The organism is Neptunomonas sp. (assembly GCF_041601355.1).
Classification (GTDB): Bacteria; Pseudomonadota; Gammaproteobacteria; order Pseudomonadales; family Balneatricaceae; genus Neptunomonas.
In genome coordinates this window covers 1-21,696 of record NZ_JBFIIH010000044.1, presented here as the reverse complement: position 1 = coordinate 21,696, position 21,696 = coordinate 1, and the positions used below count along the sequence as shown (strand labels likewise).

General features: G+C 46.3%; 21 protein-coding genes. 16 read left to right on the top strand and 5 right to left on the bottom strand.

Annotated elements, in window-relative coordinates; all coding sequences use genetic code 11:
- The first annotated feature begins 226 nt into the window (after positions 1-226).
- From ABY436_RS09060 to ABY436_RS09000, 13 genes are all read left to right on the top strand, one after another.
- Positions 227-490, top strand: a complete 264-nt coding sequence (locus ABY436_RS09060; protein ID WP_372738654.1) for a lipid asymmetry maintenance protein MlaB — start codon at positions 227-229, stop codon at positions 488-490.
- Between the two features lie 24 nt (positions 491-514).
- On the top strand, positions 515-877 hold the full coding sequence (locus ABY436_RS09055) for a response regulator (RefSeq protein WP_372738653.1): 363 nt from the start codon (positions 515-517) through the stop codon (positions 875-877).
- 6 nt (positions 878-883) lie between these two features.
- Complete coding sequence (locus ABY436_RS09050) at positions 884-3,124, top strand: chemotaxis protein CheA (protein ID WP_372738652.1); 2,241 nt, start codon at positions 884-886, stop codon at positions 3,122-3,124.
- The gene (locus ABY436_RS09045) at positions 3,121-3,621 is read left to right on the top strand and encodes a chemotaxis protein CheW (protein ID WP_372738651.1); all 501 of its coding nucleotides are present in this window, start codon (positions 3,121-3,123) and stop codon (positions 3,619-3,621) included. Before ABY436_RS09050 ends, ABY436_RS09045 begins: the two co-directional genes overlap by 4 nt.
- Before the next feature lie 63 nt (positions 3,622-3,684).
- On the top strand, positions 3,685-6,042 hold the full coding sequence (locus tag ABY436_RS09040; RefSeq protein WP_372738650.1) for a methyl-accepting chemotaxis protein: 2,358 nt from the start codon (positions 3,685-3,687) through the stop codon (positions 6,040-6,042).
- A 40-nt stretch (positions 6,043-6,082) separates the two neighbouring features.
- Positions 6,083-6,934 carry a protein-glutamate O-methyltransferase CheR gene (locus tag ABY436_RS09035; RefSeq protein WP_372738649.1) on the top strand — a complete coding sequence of 284 codons (852 nt, stop codon included), beginning with the start codon at positions 6,083-6,085 and terminating at the stop codon, positions 6,932-6,934.
- Between the two features lies 1 nt (position 6,935).
- Positions 6,936-7,574 carry a chemoreceptor glutamine deamidase CheD gene (gene cheD / locus ABY436_RS09030; protein WP_372738648.1) on the top strand — a complete coding sequence of 213 codons (639 nt, stop codon included), beginning with the start codon at positions 6,936-6,938 and terminating at the stop codon, positions 7,572-7,574.
- Positions 7,575-7,593: 19 nt separating this feature from the next.
- Positions 7,594-8,655: a chemotaxis response regulator protein-glutamate methylesterase gene (locus ABY436_RS09025; RefSeq protein WP_372738647.1), complete on the top strand. Its 1,062-nt coding sequence runs from the start codon at positions 7,594-7,596 to the stop codon at positions 8,653-8,655.
- A gap of 27 nt (positions 8,656-8,682) precedes the next feature.
- Positions 8,683-9,879, top strand: coding sequence for a methyl-accepting chemotaxis protein (locus tag ABY436_RS09020; protein WP_372738646.1), 1,197 nt, complete (start codon positions 8,683-8,685; stop codon positions 9,877-9,879).
- 78 nt (positions 9,880-9,957) lie between these two features.
- The gene (locus ABY436_RS09015) at positions 9,958-10,266 is read left to right on the top strand and encodes an STAS domain-containing protein (protein ID WP_372738645.1); all 309 of its coding nucleotides are present in this window, start codon (positions 9,958-9,960) and stop codon (positions 10,264-10,266) included.
- Between the two features lie 16 nt (positions 10,267-10,282).
- Positions 10,283-12,025 carry a SpoIIE family protein phosphatase gene (locus tag ABY436_RS09010; RefSeq protein WP_372738644.1) on the top strand — a complete coding sequence of 581 codons (1,743 nt, stop codon included), beginning with the start codon at positions 10,283-10,285 and terminating at the stop codon, positions 12,023-12,025.
- 127 nt (positions 12,026-12,152) lie between these two features.
- On the top strand, positions 12,153-12,287 hold the full coding sequence (locus tag ABY436_RS09005; protein WP_372738643.1) for a hypothetical protein: 135 nt from the start codon (positions 12,153-12,155) through the stop codon (positions 12,285-12,287).
- Between the two features lie 178 nt (positions 12,288-12,465).
- Positions 12,466-12,888 (top strand): GNAT family N-acetyltransferase, encoded by a 423-nt coding sequence (locus tag ABY436_RS09000; RefSeq protein ID WP_372738642.1) that lies wholly within the window; start codon positions 12,466-12,468, stop codon positions 12,886-12,888.
- A 120-nt stretch (positions 12,889-13,008) separates the two neighbouring features.
- Here ABY436_RS09000 and ABY436_RS08995 read toward each other — a convergent pair whose 3' ends face one another.
- From ABY436_RS08995 to ABY436_RS08985, 3 genes are read right to left on the bottom strand one after another with little or no spacing between them, the layout of a single operon-like run.
- On the bottom strand, positions 13,009-13,728 hold the full coding sequence (locus tag ABY436_RS08995) for a hypothetical protein (RefSeq protein ID WP_372738641.1): 720 nt from the start codon (positions 13,726-13,728) through the stop codon (positions 13,009-13,011).
- 4 nt (positions 13,729-13,732) lie between these two features.
- On the bottom strand, positions 13,733-16,852 hold the full coding sequence (locus tag ABY436_RS08990) for an efflux RND transporter permease subunit (protein ID WP_372738640.1): 3,120 nt from the start codon (positions 16,850-16,852) through the stop codon (positions 13,733-13,735).
- A complete protein-coding gene (locus ABY436_RS08985; protein WP_372738639.1) occupies positions 16,849-17,970 on the bottom strand; it encodes an efflux RND transporter periplasmic adaptor subunit in 1,122 nt (373 codons plus the stop codon). Before ABY436_RS08985 ends, ABY436_RS08990 begins: the two co-directional genes overlap by 4 nt.
- 265 nt (positions 17,971-18,235) lie before the next feature.
- Here ABY436_RS08985 and ABY436_RS08980 point away from each other — a divergent pair, with 265 nt between their 5' ends.
- A complete protein-coding gene (locus ABY436_RS08980) occupies positions 18,236-18,700 on the top strand; it encodes a hypothetical protein (protein WP_372738638.1) in 465 nt (154 codons plus the stop codon).
- Between the two features lie 203 nt (positions 18,701-18,903).
- Here ABY436_RS08980 and ABY436_RS08975 read toward each other — a convergent pair whose 3' ends face one another.
- Positions 18,904-19,458: a cysteine hydrolase family protein gene (locus ABY436_RS08975; protein WP_372738637.1), complete on the bottom strand. Its 555-nt coding sequence runs from the start codon at positions 19,456-19,458 to the stop codon at positions 18,904-18,906.
- A 111-nt stretch (positions 19,459-19,569) separates the two neighbouring features.
- Between ABY436_RS08975 and ABY436_RS08970 the strand changes: the two genes are divergently transcribed.
- Complete coding sequence (locus ABY436_RS08970; RefSeq protein ID WP_372738636.1) at positions 19,570-20,523, top strand: GlxA family transcriptional regulator; 954 nt, start codon at positions 19,570-19,572, stop codon at positions 20,521-20,523.
- 51 nt (positions 20,524-20,574) lie between these two features.
- On the opposite strand, the gene ABY436_RS08965 is transcribed toward ABY436_RS08970, so the two are convergent.
- Complete coding sequence (locus tag ABY436_RS08965) at positions 20,575-21,114, bottom strand: carboxymuconolactone decarboxylase family protein (protein ID WP_372738635.1); 540 nt, start codon at positions 21,112-21,114, stop codon at positions 20,575-20,577.
- 102 nt (positions 21,115-21,216) lie between these two features.
- Between ABY436_RS08965 and ABY436_RS08960 the strand changes: the two genes are divergently transcribed.
- A partial coding sequence (locus ABY436_RS08960; protein ID WP_372738634.1) for a TetR/AcrR family transcriptional regulator occupies positions 21,217-21,696 on the top strand: 480 nt, incomplete at its 3' end.

Below are 21,696 nucleotides of genomic sequence, written 5' to 3'. Positions count from 1 at the left end.
GGAATTTAATTACCAATCATTCAAAATCATTTTTTGATTATTCTTTCTGATTTCTCTTATTGAGCCTGAGAACAGGGATGTAATGCGTTTTTAAGGCGGGGAATTCGGATATCGTGGTGAGCATAAATACAAAAGTTTCGCTAAAAAGATAAAAATGCTCATATATGGCTCTGAAGTTAAGGATTTGGACTATCTTTTAAGTAGTTCACTAAGGAGATGTAGGCTTATGGTCTTGCCTGAGCAACTGACTATTATTGAAATTGCCGATTGCAAAGCGGAATTTATCTCGCAGGTGAATAGTTCGTCTGTGCTTGAACTGGATATTTCTGCGCTGAAGAAAATTGACTCGGCGGGAGTTCAACTGCTTTTTTCTGTAAAACAAGCATTACAGGAAAAAGGCGGTGATATCTGCTGGGTAGGGACTTCAGAACTTTTAGTCAGTAATGCCGGTTGGTTGGGTATGTGTGATGCCTTAAATATTCCGCGATAGGTTTTGGTTTTTTGGAGATTGTAAATGGCAACAATACTGGTTGTTGATGACTCAGCCTCTTTACGTAATATGGTAGTTTTTACTCTGAAACAACGCGGATATGACGTTGTAGAAGCCGCTGATGGAGAAGAGGCGTTAAGCAAGGCAAGAGAAGCTGTATGTGATCTGGTGTTAACGGATGTCAATATGCCAATAATGGATGGAATTTTGCTTTGTAGTGAACTGCGAAAACTACCCTCGTTTAAATTTACCCCCATTCTGATGCTGACGACAGAAAACTCCTCAGAGATGAAACAGAAAGGAAGGGCTGCCGGAGCAACGGGCTGGCTGGTTAAACCCTTTAACCCTGAGACTTTGTTATCAACCTTAAAACGTGTTGTGCGGTAAGCCGTTATGAGCATAGATCTGTCCCAGTTCATCCCTACATTTCTGGAAGAAAGCTTCGAAGGGTTAGAGGTGATGGAATCGGGCCTGTTGAATCTGGATACGGAGGATGGCGAAACTATTAATGCCATTTTTCGGGCCGCGCATTCAATCAAAGGTGGAGCCGGCACTTTTGGCTTTACAGATATTACTGACTTTACCCATGTCGTTGAAACACTCATGGATGAACTTCGGGCAGAGCGTAGAGCGTTTACTGACACCCTGAAAAACCTGTTGTTATCATCCGTTGATTGTATTCGCTTATTACTTGAAGCCGCACGGGATAACACTGAATGTAATGACCCGCAGGTTGACCAGGTATTTAAGCAGTTAGAAATGGTGTTAGCAGGAGATGAGATCGCACTCACTCATGCCGAAAATGAAAAAGCAGATATTACGCACAGTGTCAGTAGCGAAAATGATAATTTGCCAGAGGATGTCTCTTCGGCTGGCGAAGTTAATCACAGTGGATGGCATATTGAGTTCAAACCGGCTCAGCATTTGTTGATGACTGGAAACGAGCCCATCCTGATGATGGCGGCATTAGCTGAGTGTGGTGAGTTAGTGGTTCATGCCTGTACCGCTAAGGTGCCTGCATTAGTTGATTTAAACCCGGAAGAGCTGTTTCTATTTTGGAATATGGATCTTTATAGCGATTGTGATGAGGCGGCGGTTCGTGAAGTATTCGAGTGGGTAGAGGATGACTGTGAGCTTACAATAACTGCCATAGCGGATAATAACCGGGCTGTTAATTCTCAGCCGGACTCCCTTTTTCAAGAGCACCTCGTTGGTTTTCAAAACCCTCAGCGTGATGTGTCAGTTAGTGTGGCGGATGAAGCCCCGCTAGCTGAAACTATTATAACTGAGTGTCTCGCGCCTGAAGCCTCTATCAGTATTGCTGCTGCCGGGCGTGGGGAGACGCCATCGGTTGCAAAATCCCAGGACAATGTCAGAAAAAGTCAGAGTGATGCGGGCTCAATCAGAGTCGGCATCGATAAAATTGATGGCCTGATTAACCGCGTAGGCGAGTTAGTCATCACGCAATCCATGTTGGGGCAAGTCGGTTCGGAGCTTGCTGATTTGGAACATCCCGCTGTTGACCGGTTGAATGATGGGTTGTTGCAACTGGAAAGAAACACCCGGGATCTTCAGGAAGAAGTGATGCGGATCAGGATGTTGCCTATTAGTTTTGTGTTTAATCGATTTCCACGTCTGGTGCATGATGTCAGTAGTCAGCTAGGCAAAGAGGTTGAACTGAAACTCTGCGGTGAACAGACAGAACTGGATAAAACAGTGATGGAAAAAATCGGTGATCCGTTACTGCATCTGGTACGCAATGCATTGGATCATGGTTTGGAAACACCGCAGGAACGACTGGCTGCCGGAAAATCGGAATGTGGAACTGTTGATCTTAATGCTTATCACCAGGGTGGTTTCATTATTATTCAGATCAAGGATGACGGTCGGGGTTTGGATACACAGCGAATACGTGAAAAAGCATTGGCAAACGGCTTGATCAGTAGTGATCAGGTGCTAAGTGAAGCAGATATCCATGATTTGATTTTTTTGCCGGGTTTTTCAACAGCTGATGAAGTCAATGACCTGTCAGGACGGGGCGTTGGCATGGATGTAGTCCGGCGTAATATTGAGTCATCAGGCGGGCATGTTTCGGTGACCTCCGAGGCCGGCATCGGTTCTTCATTCACGGTTACTCTGCCATTAACGCTCGCTATCTTAGATGGCCAGCTAATAAAGCTCCAGCAGGAAGCATATATCATCCCCTTGGTTTCAATTGTTGAATCTATCTGGGTGTCCGCCGAAGCGCTTAATGCCGTAGCAGGTCACGGTCAGTTGTTTTTGTTCAGGGATGAATATGTGCCGGTTATTCACCTGAGTAGCCTATTTGGTTTGGAGGGATTTTCCAAAGATTTTTCCAGTAGTTTGATGGTTATTGTTGAAGGCGGTGGAAAAAAAGCGGGTTTAATTGTCGATGAGCTACAAGGACAGCAACAAGTTGTGATTAAAAGCCTGGAAACCAATTATAAGCGGGTCGATGGTTTTTTTGGCGCCACGATTCTGGGTAATGGTCAGGTGGCTCTGATTCTTGATGTCGCGAGCTTAATTAAAATGGGACTCGATGGTGCTAATAAAAAGCAATCACGCAGGAATAAAAACAATGCTGACGCTCAGCAAATGAAGGTTTGGCTATGACAGAAACTGAGTTGACTTTATCCAGCGAAAGCAAACAGTTTCTTACCTTTGTTTTAGCGAATGAAGAGTACGCAGTTGATATTTTACGGGTGCAGGAAATTCGCGGCTGGATGCCGGTAACAAGGGTGCCTGGCGCACCTGGATACATGAAAGGTGTACTTAATTTGCGTGGTGAGATTATCCCTATCATTGATTTACGTGAGCGCTTTGGTTTCGAAACAAAAGCCTACAATCACACCACCGTTGTTGTGTTCGTCTGGATTAAAAGTGAAGAACGCCAGCGCAGCATGGGACTGGTCGTTGATGCGGTTGCTGATACGTACAATATTATGAATGAAGCGATTAATCCTGCACCGCTGATGGGCGAAGGCCCGGATCCAAAATTTATTGAAGCACTGGCAACGGTCGAAGACAAGATGGTTATCCTGTTGGATATCGATTATCTGCTCAACGCCGATGCCCTTGCCTGTACTCAGACAGGATATCTTAATGAGTAAGTATTTATTGTTATTCGGCAAAAATGAATTGGCTATAAGAGTCGCCTTTAAGGAGTGGATGTCATGAAAATTAATTTGCCAGTAACAGATCAGGAACGGCATGTAACGCCGGGGCAGGAACTTGTTACCCAGACAGACCTTAAAGGGCGAATTACCTATGTGAATCCTGCTTTTATTCTGGTCAGTGGTTTTAGTGAAGATGAGTTGGTGGGACAAAATCATAATGTTGTTCGCCATCCGGATATGCCACAAGAGGCGTTTGAGGACTTGTGGTCAACTCTGAAGCTAGGTCGTCCGTGGTGCAAAATGGTAAAGAACCGTTGTAAAAACGGGGATTTCTATTGGGTAAAAGCGAATGTGACACCGGTCTATAAAAAAGGGCAAATTGTTGGCTACATGTCTGTCAGGACTTCGCCGACGGATGTCGAACGTCACTCGGCTGAAGTGCTGTACACGAAATTGCGGAATAAAGAGACCAGGCTTTCAGATCCGGCCAAAATACCTACTCAGGTGCTGGATAAAAAAATATATAACTGGGCCTTTCTATCGGTTCTCGTGATGTTAATTATCAGCGCAGGCTTGTATGGTTCAGGCCATCCGATGCTGACCGCACTCGGCCCTTTTGCGGCTTTTTGTATCATGCTTTACGGATCGATCTCCTCTATCCGTATCTATGTAAAGCAGCCGTTAAATGAGACCATTTCTATCTTAAAAAGGGTCAGTGGAGGTGACTATCATACGGATATAGAGGTCGAGAATCAGGGGGAAATGGGGGATCTGAATCGAGCAGCGAAATCACTTGCGATTAAGCTGGGTTTTGAAATAAATGAGTCATGCCTTGAAGCGTTACGGTCCAGTCGTATTACTCAGGCGCTCGATAGTGTGTCGTCAAATGTGATGATGGCAGACCCGACCGGTAGGATTATTTATGTTAATGATGCCATTCTTAAGATGTTCAGTATTGCGCAAGAAGATATCTGTACGGACCTCCCCACCTTTGATTATGAGAAATTATTGGGTGGAAATATCGATGCTTTTCATACCGATCCAAAACACCAACAAAGATTGCTGTCAGGATTAGAGACCTCTTTTGAAAGCCGCATTAAAGTGGGGGGGCGAACGTTTATTCTGGTGGCTAACCCTGTGTATGCACCCGATAAGGAACGCTTAGGTACCGTTGTTGAGTGGAAAGATCTGACCGATCAGTTACAGGCTGAAGAAGCGATAGAGAAACTCATTCAAGACGCCTCCCGTGGTGATTTAAGTCAGCGGCTGGATGACTCTGCCTATGAAGGTTTTATGCAAAATATTGCTTCGGGTGTTAATGAGATGCTGGATACCGTTGTTGAACCGATGCGTGAAGCAAAACGTGTACTGGTAGCGCTGGCTGATGGGGATCTGATGCAAAATATGCAAGGGGATTTCTCTGGTGAATATGCAGAGCTGAACGATGCTCTGAATAGTTCAATGCGTAAGCTCCAGGATATAGTCAGCGAGATACGTTCAGCGGGAGCAAATATTACCACTGGCGCATCTGAAATAGCGCATGGTAATGCTACATTGAGTCAGAGGACTGAAAGTCAGGCCATCAGCTTGCAGGAAACGGCCGCAAGCATGGAACAGATGACGGCTACGGTTAAACAAAATGCCGTGAATGCGCAGGAAGCGAGCCGCTTGGCTGAGCAGGCAAAAATACTGGCAGATGATGGGAGTGCTATCTCGGAAAAAGTTGTTAGCTCCATGGGCGATATCAGTAAGAGTTCTAAAAAAATCGCAGAAATTATTGGTGTCATTGATGAGATTGCTTTTCAGACCAATCTATTGGCGCTGAATGCGGCTGTTGAGGCGGCTCGCGCAGGTGAGCAGGGACGAGGGTTCGCCGTCGTTGCCACGGAAGTACGAAATCTGGCGCAACGAAGTGCCAGTGCCGCTAAAGAAATTAAACACCTGATTAGTGATAGTGTCGAAAAAGTAGAAGAGGGTGGGCGTTATGTTGATGAATCAGGTCGCGCATTGCATGAGATCATTGAGGGTGTATTGAAAGTCTCTTCAATTATTCACGAAATTGCTCAGGCCAGCCGGGAGCAAGCCAGCGGGATTGAGCAGGTGAATATTGCCGTTACAGCGATGGATGAGGGAACACAGCAGAATGCGGCATTGGTTGAACAGGTTGCCGCTGCATCTGAATCAATGGACGAGCAGGCGCAGCAGCTGCAACAGTTGGTGAACGTCTTTAAAGTAGCTGATGTCGTCAAAGCAAGTACACCCAAAGCCGCGCCGATTAAAATCAAAAGTAATATTTGGCAAAACAAGCCGTCAGTCCGTGCCGTTGCCAGTGTTATTCCTATGAAAGGTGCTTATAAAAATGAAGCTATTGTGATGAAAGAGACGCCCGATGATTCTGAATGGGAAGAATTCTAGTCATTTGCTAATGACCGCCGGGCCTTCGAAGGATGTAAACATGACGGTAAAGGACGATACTGCAGGTTTAATCGGGCGTGAGTTTGTTTTTCTGGATCAGGACTTCGAAAGGGTTCGTGAGAAACTCTATGCGCATGCCGGGATCGCCTTATCGGATTATAAAAAAGATATGGTCTATAACCGTCTGGTCAGGCGTATACGGGCGCTGTCGCTTAACAGTTTTGCACAATATTTTTCCTATCTGGAAAGGAATACAGCAGAGTTTTCATTATTCATCAATTCATTGACGACTAATCTGACGGCTTTTTTCAGAGAGAGCCACCATTTTGAGTTTCTGGAAAATGTCGTTTTGCCTGAAATTGATGTGAGTAAAGCGCAACGTTTGCGAATCTGGTCGGCGGGTTGCTCAATGGGAGAAGAGCCCTACAGCCTGGCGATGACGTGTCTCTCATCGGCTGTTGATGTAAGTCACTGGGATATTAAAATTCTGGCAACAGATATTGATTCTGCCGTTTTACATACAGCAAAAACCGGGGTTTATGCTTTAGATCGGATAGATACGATGCCTCAGGAATTTAAAACACGCTTCTTCAGAAAAGGCCGGGGGGCGCATGCAGGAAAGGTTCTGGTTGCAGAGGAGTTGCGTCAGATTATCACATTTAAAGAGCTGAATCTGATGCATTCCTGGCCTATGACAGGGCCACTGGATGTGATTTTTTGTCGAAATGTAATGATCTATTTTGATAAAGCCACGCAAGCGATTCTTTTGGAAAGAATGGCTGACTTACTTAAACCAGGAGGCTTTCTTTTTGTAGGGCATTCTGAATCACCTTTTCGTTTGACCGCAAGGTTTAAGCTGATAGGCAATACAATCTATCAAAAGGATCACTGAGGTGTCGTATCGGGATGTGTTTCAACGCAGTGAGTCACCACGGCAGACTTTGCCTGGATTTGAGCATTTTAATCGGTTTTGGTTGCAGCAGCGCTCTTGTTTCGCTGTGAAAATAAAACCGGGTGAGCTTTATGTCACAAACACTAATGAAGCGATAACTACCTTACTCGGGTCGTGCGTTGCTGCGTGTGTCAGAGACCCTGTCGCTGGCATTGGTGGAATGAATCATTTCCTTCTTCCTGCTTCTGATGATGACCGAGTCGCGGCTCTCTCTGACGCTACACGCTATGGTGCTTATGCCATGGAAAAGCTGATTAACGAAATCATGAAACATGGTGGGCGTAAAGAGCGGCTTGAGATCAAAATTGCCGGTGGAGGGAATATGGTACGTGGTATGACAGACATCGGTGATCAAAATGTCAGGTTTGTGACGCAATACCTGAACTATGAAGGGTTTGATATTGCTTCAGCCGATACAGGAGGAGAGCATCCTCGTAATGTGGTTTATCTCCCTCAGGAGGGCCGCTTGCTGGTAAAAAAACTCGGTACTATTCATAACAGTAAACTATTTGAGGTTGAGAGTAGGCTAAAACAGAGGTTGGCCTCATCACAAATTGGTGGCGCAGTAGAGTTATTCTGATGGATTGAAAAGGATACTAATGGAACGAGTGAAAGTCTTAATAATCGATGATTCGATGCTTGTTTGCCGGGTTATAACAAGTGTTTTATCGGGCGACCCTGCTTTCGAGGTTGTCGGTACGGCTAATGATCCGTATGAAGCTCGTGAAATGATCAAAGTGCTAAAGCCGGACGTGCTGACACTCGATATTGAAATGCCTAAAATGGATGGAATAACCTTCCTGCGTAATTTGATGCGCTTACATCCACTGCCCGTCGTTATGTTATCAACCTTTACCGCACGAGGTGCTGATGCAACATTGCAGGCACTGGCGTCAGGTGCGGTCGATTATATGCAAAAGCCTTTGCTGGGTGCACAGGGTATAGCCGCTGAAGACTTTTCTGCAGAACTGAAAGACAAGTTAAAAGCAGCAGCAAGTTTGAAAAATAAAATAGCTATTAGTCTACGCCCCGCATTACGTGACGAATCGATGTCTATACTAGATAGGCTGAACCTAAAAGAAGCTCAGGGGCATCGGGTGATTGCTATTGGAGCATCGACCGGAGGAACCGAAGCGTTGCAAGATGTGCTTTCGGTGCTCCCGCTTGATACTCCTCCCATCGTTATAGTCCAGCATATATCCGCTTCTTTTAGTCAGCGCCTGGCCAGTCGGATTAACCGCAAGAGTGCCATTTTAGTGGTTGAGGCAACAGATGGGCAGAGGCTCGAGTCGGGTGTTGCTTATCTGGCACCCGGTGGTAAACATCTGAAAGTGAAAAGACAGGGGGCTTTTTTAGTTTGCAAAGTAGAAGACAGCGAGCTGGTTAACCGTCATAAACCGTCGGTTGGCGTACTGTTTGATTCTTTACTGAGCGCGCATATTGAAGTGGCAATAGCCATTCTACTGACAGGAATGGGCAGTGATGGGGCAGAGGCTATGTTGAGGCTAAGAGCAGCGGGCGCGTATACCATAGCCCAGGATGAAACGACCAGTTTGATTTGGGGCATGCCTGGTTCAGCGGTTAAATTAGGCGCTGCGATAGAGGTGTTGCCGCTGAACGAAATTTCTCAGTCATTGGTAGAGTGGCTACAAAAATCATAAGCATGTCGTTAGAAACAGTGGATTTAAATGATGAGTAAATATGTAGGGATATTCATAGTAGCGATTTTTTTATTATTACTGATCATTGCTGAATGGGTAGGACTTTCTGGTCTGCGCTGGGGAGCCGAGGCGGGGTTAGTTTTCGGGACCATTTTCACGGCGTTTCAATCACGTAAAGACAGGGCGGGTATTGCCGAAAATCATCGTCAGCAGGTATTGGCTGCACAGCGATTCAAAAGCATTAAGCCGGTATGTGAAGAGATGAAACAGATACTCAATCATGAAGCCATTGTTATTGATCAGGAAGCGGTGCGCATCGATACCATTATTAAGGAAGCCGTTCAGGTTTTAGGGGACAGCTTTCATAATGTAAATATGTACTCTGACCAGCAAAGAGAACTGATTAAGGAATTAATTCGCAAGACAAATCCGAGTGACAGTGCGAAGGATGATGATCATTTTAATATGCCGGTTTTCTTATTTGAGACAGGTAGTGTTCTTGATCAGTTTGTCGATATGATGATGACCATGAGTCGTAATAGCCTGGACACTGTTCACCATATCGATGATATGGTCACACAGTTGGATGGCATATTTACGCTCATTGAAAATGTTGAAGGTCTGGCCTCACAAACTAACTTGTTAGCATTGAACGCGAGTATTGAAGCCGCGCGAGCGGGTGAAGCGGGCCGTGGGTTTGCAGTGGTAGCGGATGAAGTGCGCTCTTTGTCTATTAGTTCGGCTGATTTAAATTGTCAGATTCGGGAACGTATAACGACCGCAAAAGCCACCATAACCCAGTTGCACGCAACAGTTTCTAAAATTGCAGCGACGGATGTGTCCGACACCTTAGCGACCAAAGAGCGTGTCGGATCCATGTTGGCAAATGTTGCTGAGATTAATAATTACGTGGTTGAGCATGCCGGCATGATGAATGTATTAGGTGAGCAACTGGATGGTGCTGTTAATGATGCGATCCGCTCTTTACAATTTGAGGATATCTCGTCACAGGCGCTGGCATCTTTACATAATAATATTAATACATTGAATCAAATCGCTGATCAGATGCATCAGATTAAGTTTGATAACGAGGATCAGATGGAGGAACAGTTTAACGATTTGTCGCTACGCTGTCGCATGTTGCGAGAGGAGGTTCAATCAAGGAGTGCCGCTCGTACTGTTACCCAGACAGGCCTGAAGGCCGGAGGCGTTGAAATTGTTTAAGGAGCTATTTTACTAACGGACTAGTAAGCATTAAAGCTGGCCAGATAGATAATCAGATAAATAAAATGAGAAGTAGCTATGCCCATCAACAGTGCAGTATCCAGTGATAACAAGCGGGTTATGATTAATATCACAGATCGTTTTGATTATGGATTACATCAGTCGTTCCGCAATAGTTATCAAATGGTAAATGAGATGGGTGTCATCTACTCCATTAATCTGAGTCGGGCAACCTATATGGATAGTTCCGCTCTGGGCATGGTTTTATTGTTAAAAGAGCATGCTGAAAAAAAGGGTGGCAGTGTGATTATTTGTAAGCCACATCCAGCGGTTGCAAAAATTCTTAAAATTGCCAACTTTGATCGCTTCGTTACGATTGAAAATTAAGAGCTGAGAGTCGAGCGTGAGCAAAAGCCATATGTCAGACTATCCGGTTGCCAGAGAAAAAGTATTGGTGGTTGATGATCAATTAATCAATCGTGAGTTGTTACAGTCCATGCTTGTGAAGATCGGATTTGACGTTATTTTGGCAAGCAACGGCCAGGAAGCAGTCGATTTATTTAGCCAACATTTACCCGCGTTAGTGCTGATGGATATCGCCATGCCGCATATGGATGGCATTGAAGCGACGCGTTTAATTAAAGAGGCTGCCGGAGAGATCTTCGTTCCGGTTATTATGATCAGTGGGCTGGATGGCGATGATGTTATCCGGCGCAGTATTGAAATGGGTGGCGATGATTTCATTCACCGCCCGTTTTCATATGAAGTATTACGCGTAAAAATTAAAGCGATACAACGCATCAGTGATCTTTATCGTGAGGTGCAGCGTTTATACATGCTAAGACAGCACGAAGAAGATATCGCAGAGGATATTTTCAGTAATGCGATAGAGAAAGACAATATAACATTTGATCAGATTAAGCTGCATAAAAGAGCCGCTGCTACCTTCAGTGGTGATGTGCAGATAACAGCTATCAGACCCAATGGCGATATCAATATTCTACTGGGTGATTTTACCGGTCATGGACTGACATCCGTGGTAGGGGCCCTGCCTCTGGCTGAAACGTTCAGAGCGATGACCCGCAAAGGCTATGAAGCAGAGCAGGTAATAGCACAGATAAACCGGAAGTTGCACGGGCTGCTGCCAACCGGATTATTCTTAGCCGCGAGTATGGTGACAATGTCCGGCAACGGGCGTTGTACAATCTGGAATGGTGGCATGCCGGATATCCTCATTCTCTCTGCTGATGGTGAGGTACGACAGCGCATTGAATCGGGCGATCCGCCTTTAGGTATTATTCCAAATATGCCAGATATGAACTTTACATTCACTCAGCTTGAGCCGGATGACAAGATTCTTTTGGTCAGTGATGGTGTGCTTGAAGCGCGCAATAACGATGGTGAATACTTTGGTGAGCAACGGCTATTGTGGGCCGCTAAGTTGGGTTGCCGTGAAGATGATTTGTTAGGGCGCATTATGCGTGCAGTTGATACTTTTCTGAAAGGGCATGAGCAGGATGATGATATCTCGCTGATCGAAATCCCCGGACGGATTAAGATGATTGCACCTGCACTTGCAGAGCCTGGTGTAAACCAGGCCCTCGTGCAGGAGGAGCAGAGTGCTGGTTGGACATGGAGTATATGTTTACAGGGAAATAATTTGAGGCGTGTGAATCCTGTTGCTATTGCGTTAAGTCAACTTCAGGAAGTAGAAGGGCCTGGTGAACACTGGCATGACATTTTTACGATTCTGACCGAGTTATTTGTTAATGCATTAGATCATGGTGTACTCAACCTTCCTTCTTCTCTTAAGTCATCCGCGGGTGGTTTTACAGAATATTTTGCGCAACGAGAAGCCAGCCTGGAGCAATTAGAGAGTAGCTGTTATGTCAGTATTCATTTGACATCTGTAAAGGCTGCAGGGCAATCAAACCTGTTGAAAATCACAGTTCAGGACAGTGGCTCAGGTTTTGATCATGCTTGGTGGTTGGCCCGGATTACAGAAAGGGCGGATGATGAAACAGGCTTAGCAGGACGTGGAATTATGCTGGTTGAGGCATTGTGCCAGTCACTCATCTACAGTGGGGGTGGCTCTACAGTAACCGCAGAATATAGCTGGGGAGACGGATTAATGGCTTTAAATTGATTTATATCAATTAGCTATATTTTTATTTCTATGCGCGATAACAAGTATTGAGCTATATCAATTTTTTCTAATGTCTTCACGTGTAATCTCCCCTCAACGATAAAGAACTCTCGATGAGGTGATAGTTATGTTTGGTGTTGATCCCTATGTTTTTGAAACTCTGTTACCCAGTTTGCTAGGTGTTGCAGCGATGGCAGGTGCAATGGTATGGGGTTTTATGAAAGTCCGTCATCTGATGAATGACGAGCAAAGCAAAAGATAAACTGTGATTGACTAAGATACCCGCTATTGCGGGTATTTTTCGTTTTTTAGTGCGGTATCTTTAATACTGTTTCTTCGTTGATTGGTTCCTCCTGTATCCGCCAATGAATTAGGTATAATGCCTGCTGACTTTGCAGAACCAGTGCGTATCGTTGCTGGTTATCAGGGGGGCGTGAAGTATGGCCGATTATCAGGTAAAGCCACTGCTGCCAGAGCAACGGCCCGCGCTGACTCAGTTTTATAAGCGTAATCACTACAAGGGCAAGGTAAAAGCAACCGACAATGTTTGGCTAATGACCAAGGGTGATGATCAGATCATCGGTGCAGCACGCCTTTGTCAGCAAGGCGGTTTGATGTTGTTACGCGGTGTCTGGATTGAAAGGGCGTTGCGTGCTCAGGGTCTGGGTAGCCAGTTCCTGCAGTATTTGAAATGTGCCGGGGTGCTTGAGGGTTGTTATTGTTTTGCTTATTTTCATCTTGAGGCATTTTATTCGAAGCTTGGCTTTTGTCGGGTTGCGTCAGTGCCGGCATCGTTACACTCAGCACTGGAACGTTATAACAGACCCGCAGTACAGGTATTATTAATGGTCCAGCAGCAATAGTTTTTTGAAAAATAGTTCCTTGAAAAAAAATAGTCCCTTGAATCAATAGTCCCTTGAAGGAATACCCCTTCTTAAGTCAGCAGGAGTCGACAGCAAGAAGCGCAGGCACAAGGCATGGTATCAGGGTGTGACGCTAAAACGCACAGGGTCCGTCGCAACATTAACCGTAACACTGACGGGTTGTTGTGGGGTGAAGCCAGCATTGCTATCCGTATTTCGTTCCATGTATTCAACCGTAACGGATCGCCCTTGGTTATCAGGTTGAATGCTGACGATGTTAACTCTATTACCGAGAAGGAAGCTATCCCGGTGGTGAACAGACATTTTTTGATTGTCTTGTTCAAAAAGTCCCAGATAATAAAAAAGCCCCGTTCCTTGATCAGATACGCTGAAAGGTGCGATAAACAGGGTGTGCTGGTTTTCGGCTGTTTGCTTATCAGTTACTGGATTCAGGGCTTGAACCGTGTCATAGCTCAGTGCAACAGTACCGCTCTCTTCTGCTAGCGTGTAGTCGCCCACGGCACTCCTATGGGTCGCCTGGCTGTCTATATTGCGCAGAGGAACCCAAACAGGAGTTTCTGCTGGCTGCTCAGGAAGCTGAATCCTCAGATCTTCTTTCGTACGGATGCTAAACAGTGAAAGCATGACTTTTGAGTAGCCGTGCTCTTCAATTTCACGCATCAGATCATCGTACTGTACGACTTCACCATCGGCTAACTCCATGTAAATATCGGCATTAGTAAAGTTGAACCGATAGATGCCGATACTGGCCAGCAGTACCAGAACAGGTATGCCTATCAAGGCAACAAGGACAATCCAAAAACGTTTTTTATAAGCCATTTTCCTATCCTTCCTTAGCGACGAATGGGTTGATAACGTTTGTCTGTTTAACAGAATGCAATAAATAGTACATGATTGGAACGAGTAAAAGACTTACCAGCATTGAGAAAGTCAACCCCCAGACAACGGTTATTGCTAAAGGTTGTAGCATTTCAGCGCCATCTCCCCATCCCATCGCCAGTGGCAACATACCGACAACGGTACTCAGGGTTGTCATTAATATAGGGCGTAGCCGCAGGCGAGCGGCTTCGATAATGGCTTGAGTCAGGTCAGTGTACTGCTGTCGCTCAATTTCAATATACTCCACCAGCAGAATCGCGTTATTCACAACGATGCCAACTAACATGATCATGCCGAGCCACACGGGCATGGATAAAGGCAAACTCAGCGCCTGAATGCCTAACGACACGCCAATCGCAGCAAATGGAACACTGAGAATAATGATTAATGGGTTGAGTAATGATTCGTATTGAATGGCCATCACTACAAATACCAGAAACAATGCAAGTAACATGAGAATACTGGTAAGTTGCTGCTGCTCTTGCAAGGCTTTTTGTGAACCACCGTCATAGAGAATATATCCCTCAGGTAGTGTTAGTTGTTGTCGCAGTTCAGCCAGTGCTCCGACTGCTTCGCCCAGGGTCATTCCCTCTGTCAGAGAAGCGGAGAGTTCGACAATGCGCATCTGATTATCGCGCATGATGGTATCGGGTGTTTCAAGTAACTGGATAGCGGCAACCGAGCCAAGATACAGCGGGGGTGCCCCACTCGTGGCCGGAAACAGAATAATGGATTCCAGATCCTGTGGGCTGGTAATCGCCGATTGGGATAACCGCAGCCGGATATCATAGGATTTGTCGCCGGTAAGATAGTCACTGACCACCTTACCCTGAAGGGCTATCTGCGCTGCTTCGGTCAGGTCTTGCAAATTCAGCCCGAGTAATGCCGCACGCTTACGATCCAGCTTAATAGCAACCTCAAATTGCTCATCTTCTGCTGAATGCGTGATATTGGTCAACCCTGGAATGGCGCGCATTTTATCAGCAACCATGTCAGCTTGTTGTTTCAATATGCTTAGATCATTTCCCTGCAAACGCAGGCTGATATCATCATCGCCACGGTTGGTGCGGATACCCCGAATGCCGCGTTGAGACATCCGCACTTTAAATCCAGCGAGTTGCTGTTGATTAACCAGCTTATTGACGCGTGTCATCCACTCGTCACTACTGACAAATCTTTCTGATAGCGGTTTTAACTGCACAATGATTGTTGAACGGCTGGGGGTTTCACGCTGTGATCTACCAAAAACAGAACCACCAACCAAGGTGAAAACAGTTTCTGATTCCGGCTGTGCTGAAAAAATCTCCTCAAGCAGTTGAGCTTTTTGATCCATCTCATCCAGTGACGTTCCTACATCAGCCGACACCACCACGCGGATGCGGCCATCATCCAGTGCCGGGAGGAAAATTTGTTTGCCGCTCATAAAAACCGGCAGGCTTAGCGTTAATCCTGTTATAAACAGAACAACAACTATCCAGCGCAATTTCAGTAAAAAACCAATGACGCTGGCGTAACCATCTTGCAGGTGCTCAATGCCGCCATCTATCCAGCGGCGCATGCGGTTACTGCTTAGGCTGGTGACTTTAGCCGCATAGGCGGGTACCAGCGTCAGAGCGATAATCATGGATGCAAAAATAGCCGCAGAGATAGTGATGATTAACTCACTGAACAACAGGCCGGTTAAGCCGCCAATAAACAGGAACGGCAGCACCGCCGACAGGTTGGTGGAGGTGGCAGCAATAATGGCACCATTCACTTCGCTGGCCGCATCTGTGGCAGCATCCTGAGGCTTTTCATGATTACATTGATGCCGGTAGATGTTTTCCAGCATCACGATGGTGTTATCTACCAGCATACCAATACCCAATGCCAGTCCGCCTAATGTCATCACGTTCAGCGTCAGTCCACCCAACCCCATCAGCACACAGGTAAACATAATCGCAATCGGAATAGCGCTGCCGATAATCAGAGTGCGGCGCAAATTACCCAAAAACAGATACACCACTGACATGGCCAGCAAAGCGCCACTGATGGCTGCCAGTGAGGCATTTTTCAATGATTGCAGAATATAGATAGATTGATCCGCGACCAAAACAACGGAGATATCGGCGGGTAAGATTTTTTGTGCCTTCAGCCAGGTTAACCGCTCGTTTACCACCTCAGCTACCGCTGTGGTGTTAGCCGTCGGTTGTTTCTGGATGGATAATTTAATACCCCCAATGCCATCGACACGCACCAGAATCCTTTCATCTTCGCTGCTATCAATGACCTGTGCAACATCGCTCAGATAGACAGTATTGCCCGCGTTTTGAGCAATCGGTAGCTGTTTGATCTCATCCAGAGAGGTAAAGCGTCCGCTGATACGACCGGTGATCTCATGGGCTGACATCTGTAAGCGGCCAATCGGTTCGTCACTGTTGGATGTTTGCAGTGCTCTGATTACATCCTGATAGTTAAGTCCTATGCCGGCCAGGCGTTGTTGATCAGGAATGACCTGAATCTCGCGCAAGACGCCACCGCCAACTTCAGCTGCCGCAACGCCTGGAAGGTTTAAGAACCAGTTACTGAAAGAGTCATCCACCCAGGTGCGTAATTCAGCACTGCTGCGTAATGGCGAGTTGATAACAAACTCCATTACCGGAATCTGCGAAGGGTCAAGTTTAAAGATAGTCGGAGGGGAGATGCTGTCGGGCAGGAAGCGTTTGGCTCTATCCAGTCGCGAGCTGGCATCGCGCAAGGCGATATCGATATCTTTACCATAATTAAAAGCCAGATCAACCGAAGAGGTGCCGCGGCTGGTATTGGACTGTACGCTGATAACATCCTCAGTAATGGCCAGCTGTTCTTCCAATTGCCGGGTGATCTTATCTTCCATCACAGAGGTGGGAACGCCGTTATCGATAATCCGCACACGGATCTCGGGATAGATAATATGTGGTAAGAGATCAATCGCCAGCCGGCTGAGGGTAAACATTCCAACAACAATAACTGCCAGCGCAATCATGGATACACCCACCGGGTGGCGAATAGACCAGCCGGCCAGCCCTCCCTTGTTAGTGCTCACTGTGCTGTGCCCGTTGCAGTAGCAGAGACTGCAGCAGAAGTGACTGCAGGTGAAGAGACAGCAGATGAAGTGACAATGTTAACGGCAATGTTCGAGCGTAAATTAGTAAAGCCGCGCACGATAACACGGTCACCGGCAGAGAGGCCGCTGAGGATTTCGATCATCTCATCAATGCGTAATCCGCTGACCACCGCTGTCGTTTGTGCATGTTCCTGTTGATCCACGCTGAAAACATATTCCCCCTTGCCTGAACGGCGTAATGCGACAAAAGGAATCAACAGGCGTTCGGCTTCCTGAGTGCGCAGTTTTACCCGCGCTAATTGGCCGGGTTTTGCTCCGTCTGGTGTTGGGTTAAGAGCGATTTCAACGGTGCCAGTGCGTGTAACAGGGTCAAGATTAGGATAAATGCGAGTGATTTTTCCTTGCAGTGATTGATCATTGGGAGCCTGCTGGCCGTTTAACGCATCAATTGATACGGCGACCGGATCTCCTAGCTGTAATTTATTCAGCAGCAATTCTGAGACAGGCACCTGAGTAATAAGTGATCTCTGGTCGGAGATAGTCAGCAGGTGTGTATAGCGTTCTGCGATATTGCCCGGCTCGCTTAAACGTGCACTGACAACACCGTTAATAGGCGCACGCAGTGTGGTGTAATCTAATTGTGTTTGCAGGATCTGCACATCGGCTTTAGCCACCGCCAGTTCAGTTTCTACACGGGTATATTCTGTTTGTGAGGTTAAGCGCCGTTCGACCAGCCCGCTGATCCGCTGCAGATCTTTTTCTGCTTTACGGCGAAGCGCAACCGCACGTGCTAACTGCGCTTCCAGCAAACGGCCATCTAAACGAGCAACAATATCGCCTTTTGTAATCCGATCACCCTCATAGAAAGGCAGTGCGGTAATGCGGCCCTCCTGCTGATTGAACATCTGTATCTCTTGCACGGCTCTGAGCGTCCCGGTTCTTTCCCTTTCAATAGCTACCACTTGTCGCTGGGCTGTGATTATTTCGACCAGATGTTTTTTCGGCTCTTTATCGGAGGCAGCAGGTTTCTCAGGTTCACCGCAGCCTGAAAGTGACACCAGAGTAAGTAAAACAAACAGAACAGGCAAAACACGCATATTTAATGACTCATAAATGTAGAAGCTACTAATAATCAGGATTTTGAGAAAGCCGAATAACCTGATTCTAGGGAGTTGCATAAGCAAGGTCTAGTGAGGGCATCTGCTATGCAGTAAAGAATCAGGTTTTCATGCTTAAAATACTGAAATAAGATCTGTTTTTTGAGTTTTTAAAGATTTTTTATATTGATCCATATCAGTAAACTCCGGATATTTGTCGAATAGAATCTAATTTAGGATTAATTAATGTAACAGGGGTGCTGACATGAAAAGACTATTAGTTATTAATGCTTTGAAGAGTGCTTTGATGAGCGCTTTGTTGGTCACAAGCGGTTTAACTTATGCCCAAGACCAAAAGCGTGATCAAGATAGAATACAGTTGCAGGAAGATCAGGATTTAACTCAGGATCGTGATCAGGACAGGGATCAAGAGCCAGTTTATGGTAGCCAGTTGATGACAGAAGAAGAGCGCATGCAACATCGGGCTCAGATGCGTAGTGCTGCCACAGAGGCTGAACGTGAGCAGATCAGGTATGAGCATCATGAGCGTATGGTGGCACGTGCAAAAGAGAGAGGTGTCAGTATTCCTGAGGAGGTACCACCCAGAGGCCACAAAATGGAAAGCGGAAAAGGTATGGGGCCTAGTGGAATGGGTCAGGGCGGAATGGGCCAAGATGGAATGGGCCAGGGTGGAATGGGTGCCGGCTCTGGTGCTGGTAAGGGAAGTTAAGTCGTAGCTTTTTTATAAAGCAGATTCGCGTAGAAAAACAGGCCACTTAACTGCAGTGGCCTGTTTTATCATGCTCTGATGATTTGCCTGGACAAAAAATGAGCAATCATACAATTCATACTATTGTGGGCTTTAACAGAGATGTCCCGTCGAAACCGACACACTTATCCACAGAAAGTGTGAGTATCTTTATCCGAGATCTTCTAGTTAAGACCGTTTAATAACTCTTGCGTGCTGTTGACGCTGGCGTATAAAGAAGCAAGCGCTGCCATGAAGGCGGCATGAACCTGAGCGGCAGGTACGGTTACTCCGTTAAATTCCAGATCACGCGTAGCGCAGGCATCGTGGGCTACCGATACTGTAAAACCCAAATCTACCGCGGCGCGTACGCCGGCATCAATGCACATATGGCTCATCGCACCGACGACGATCAGATTCTGTACTTTCAGTTTGTTAAGGATCTCTTCAAGATCGGTATTAAGGAAGCTGTTGGGTTTGTGTTTGAGAACAACCGGCTCACCTTCTATAGGCGTTACTGAGTGATGAATTTTCGCGCCTTCTGACCCCTTTGAAAAGAAGGGGGCATCATTGGTTAAAAACTCATGGCGAACATGCACAACAGGTAAGCCTTGCTGACGAAAAGCTGCTAATAGCTTTGCGCCTTGCTCTGCTGCTTTTTCAGTGCCACTGAGCGGTAATTTTCCTTTTGAAAAATAATCATTTTGAATGTCGATTAATAATAATGCTGTGTGTGTCATAACGGCTCCTGCCTATCGGGTGCGTCAGTGTTCAGGTGTGCTGACTATTATCGGCAGAAACAGATCGTTATACTGGAGTCATAACTGGCATATAAAAGGTCGAAATTGACAATGAATCAGGTCCGCATCGGCATTGTTGAATATCCGGGAGCGTTGCAATCTGCGGTTCAGGGGCTGAAAGAGATGTTTTTTGTCGCCAATAGCATCTGTGCTCAACAGCAACTGGATATTGCTTTTGAGATTGATATCTATGATATCGAGCAGGTCTTAGCGCTCCCGGATCCAAGCCTTTCAGAGGAAGGGGTAGAGGGCAGTGCATTACAGGCTATTATCCTTTCGCCTTGTCTGGAGGGGGAGTATCACTTCAACCCGGATAGCAAGCTCAGGCAATGGTTACTGCAGCAGCATGCACAAGGGGCGATACTCTGTTCAGTCTGTGCGGGCGCGTTTATTCTGGCAGCGTGCGGATTACTGGATCGGCGACCGGCGACGACACACTGGGGGTTGAGTGAGCGCTTCAGTAAGACCTATCCCGATGTCCATCTGGACAGTAATAAAATACTGATCAACGATGTTGATCTCATCACGGCGGGCGGCCTCATGGCCTGGTTGGACTTAGGGCTGGAGCTGGTGGCTCAGTTCACCCAGCCGCGCATCATGCGATTGTTGGGTAAATATCTGATTGTCGATACGGGTTCGCGGGAGCAACGTTATTATCGCAGCTTTATTCCGGCGTTGGATCATGGTGATAAAGCCGTGCTTAATGTACAGCATCACTTGCAGGTTAACTTTGCTAACAGCATCTCAATGAGTGATATGGCTGCGTTGAGCTGTTTAGGTGATCGTACTTTTTTAAGGCGTTTTGTTAAAGCCACAGGGCTAAAACCCAGCCAATACTTACAGCAACTGCGTATTCAGAAAGCCTGTGATTGGATTGAAAGCAGCCATGATAGCGTTGAGCTTATCGCGACAAAAGTGGGTTACGAAGATGTCAGTGCATTTCGTAAAATCTTCATTAAAACAATGGGGCTGACCCCCCGTGAATTCAGAAGTCGTTTTGGCTAAAGATGACAGAATATAAACCGGCATCGCCGGTTTATATTTCAAATACTATGTTTATACAAATGCAGCGAAACGCTCATCAAGTGGCGTATCTGCCAGATGATTAGTGTAATTGCTCATAATTTTTTGAGCTAAGCCTAAAACAATTTCTAACAACTGCTTCGACGTATAACCAGCCTCGTAGAAGCTCTGTACTTCCGCTTCTGAGATTAGGCCACGATTGCGGACGATCAACAAGGTTGTGTCGTGCAAGGCCTGTAGTTTAGGCGTAGGCATAGGGCTGCGGCTGCGTAGCGCAGCGGTAAGTGCATCGTCGACCTTCATCATCCTGGCAATGGCGGCATGTGCTGGTACACAGTAGTGGCAATTGTTTTCAACGTTAATGGTCTGCCATACAACGGTCAGTTCTTCCGCATCAAAAGAAGTCGCCAGGAACAGCTTGTGGAGTAACTGGTAGGCCTCAAGTGCTTCAGGTGATTCGGCCAGCACGCCATGTAGGCTGGGGACAGAGCCAAATGCTTTAATTGAATTGTCTAGCAGGGCTTTGCTTTTCTCAGGCGCTGTTTCACGGGTATGTACGGTTAGATTGTTCATCAATGTTTCCTATTTTGATCGACTGTTCAATAATGCAAGGTTAGTTGATCTTGAGCAGTAGTTCAAGTTAAAATTGAACTACTGCTCAAATTGGAAATAATTATGGCAAATGTTGCTAAATATGATCGTGATGATGTAATCAGAAAAGCGATGCTGCTTTTCTGGGAAAAAGGCTTTCATGCCACTTCCACGCGTGACCTTCAGCAGGCCGTAGATCTGCGCCCAGGCAGTATTTATAGTGCATTTGGTAGCAAAGAAGGTTTGTTTAAAGAAGCGTTAAAGCATTATGCAGCCAACACGCATGCGCTACTGCAGGAGAAAATCCGGCAGCAAGGCTCCCCTTTAGCCGGTCTGGAGGCATTTATTCACTGCGTAGTGATCAGCAATCGTAGTTCTGCGCCCAGTGATATGTGTATGCTGGTTAAAACGGTAGCTGAGTTAACCGACACCAGTCCTGAGTTATTACATCAAAGCCAGGCGTTAATGAAGAAAGGAGAGTTAAGCTTTGCTCGCGTGCTACAAGAAGCGCAAGCTCTGGGTGAGCTACCTGCCAGCGCCGATCCGCAAGCGTTAGCAAAATAT

Bases quoted from the DNA above. Each gene is read 5' to 3' on its own strand.
- ABY436_RS09060 (WP_372738654.1), top strand. From the start codon at position 227: ATGGTCTTGCCTGAGCAACTGACTATTATTGAAATTGCCGATTGCAAA.
- ABY436_RS09055 (WP_372738653.1), top strand. From the start codon at position 515: ATGGCAACAATACTGGTTGTTGATGACTCAGCCTCTTTACGTAATATG.
- ABY436_RS09050 (WP_372738652.1), top strand. From the start codon at position 884: ATGAGCATAGATCTGTCCCAGTTCATCCCTACATTTCTGGAAGAAAGC.
- ABY436_RS09045 (WP_372738651.1), top strand. From the start codon at position 3,121: ATGACAGAAACTGAGTTGACTTTATCCAGCGAAAGCAAACAGTTTCTT.
- ABY436_RS09040 (WP_372738650.1), top strand. From the start codon at position 3,685: ATGAAAATTAATTTGCCAGTAACAGATCAGGAACGGCATGTAACGCCG.
- ABY436_RS09035 (WP_372738649.1), top strand. From the start codon at position 6,083: ATGACGGTAAAGGACGATACTGCAGGTTTAATCGGGCGTGAGTTTGTT.
- ABY436_RS09025 (WP_372738647.1), top strand. From the start codon at position 7,594: ATGGAACGAGTGAAAGTCTTAATAATCGATGATTCGATGCTTGTTTGC.
- ABY436_RS09020 (WP_372738646.1), top strand. From the start codon at position 8,683: ATGATGAGTAAATATGTAGGGATATTCATAGTAGCGATTTTTTTATTA.
- ABY436_RS09015 (WP_372738645.1), top strand. From the start codon at position 9,958: ATGCCCATCAACAGTGCAGTATCCAGTGATAACAAGCGGGTTATGATT.
- ABY436_RS09005 (WP_372738643.1), top strand. From the start codon at position 12,153: ATGTTTGGTGTTGATCCCTATGTTTTTGAAACTCTGTTACCCAGTTTG.
- ABY436_RS09000 (WP_372738642.1), top strand. From the start codon at position 12,466: ATGGCCGATTATCAGGTAAAGCCACTGCTGCCAGAGCAACGGCCCGCG.
- ABY436_RS08995 (WP_372738641.1), bottom strand. From the start codon at position 13,728: ATGGCTTATAAAAAACGTTTTTGGATTGTCCTTGTTGCCTTGATAGGC.
- ABY436_RS08985 (WP_372738639.1), bottom strand. From the start codon at position 17,970: ATGCGTGTTTTGCCTGTTCTGTTTGTTTTACTTACTCTGGTGTCACTT.
- ABY436_RS08980 (WP_372738638.1), top strand. From the start codon at position 18,236: ATGAAAAGACTATTAGTTATTAATGCTTTGAAGAGTGCTTTGATGAGC.
- ABY436_RS08975 (WP_372738637.1), bottom strand. From the start codon at position 19,458: ATGACACACACAGCATTATTATTAATCGACATTCAAAATGATTATTTT.
- ABY436_RS08970 (WP_372738636.1), top strand. From the start codon at position 19,570: ATGAATCAGGTCCGCATCGGCATTGTTGAATATCCGGGAGCGTTGCAA.
- ABY436_RS08965 (WP_372738635.1), bottom strand. From the start codon at position 21,114: ATGAACAATCTAACCGTACATACCCGTGAAACAGCGCCTGAGAAAAGC.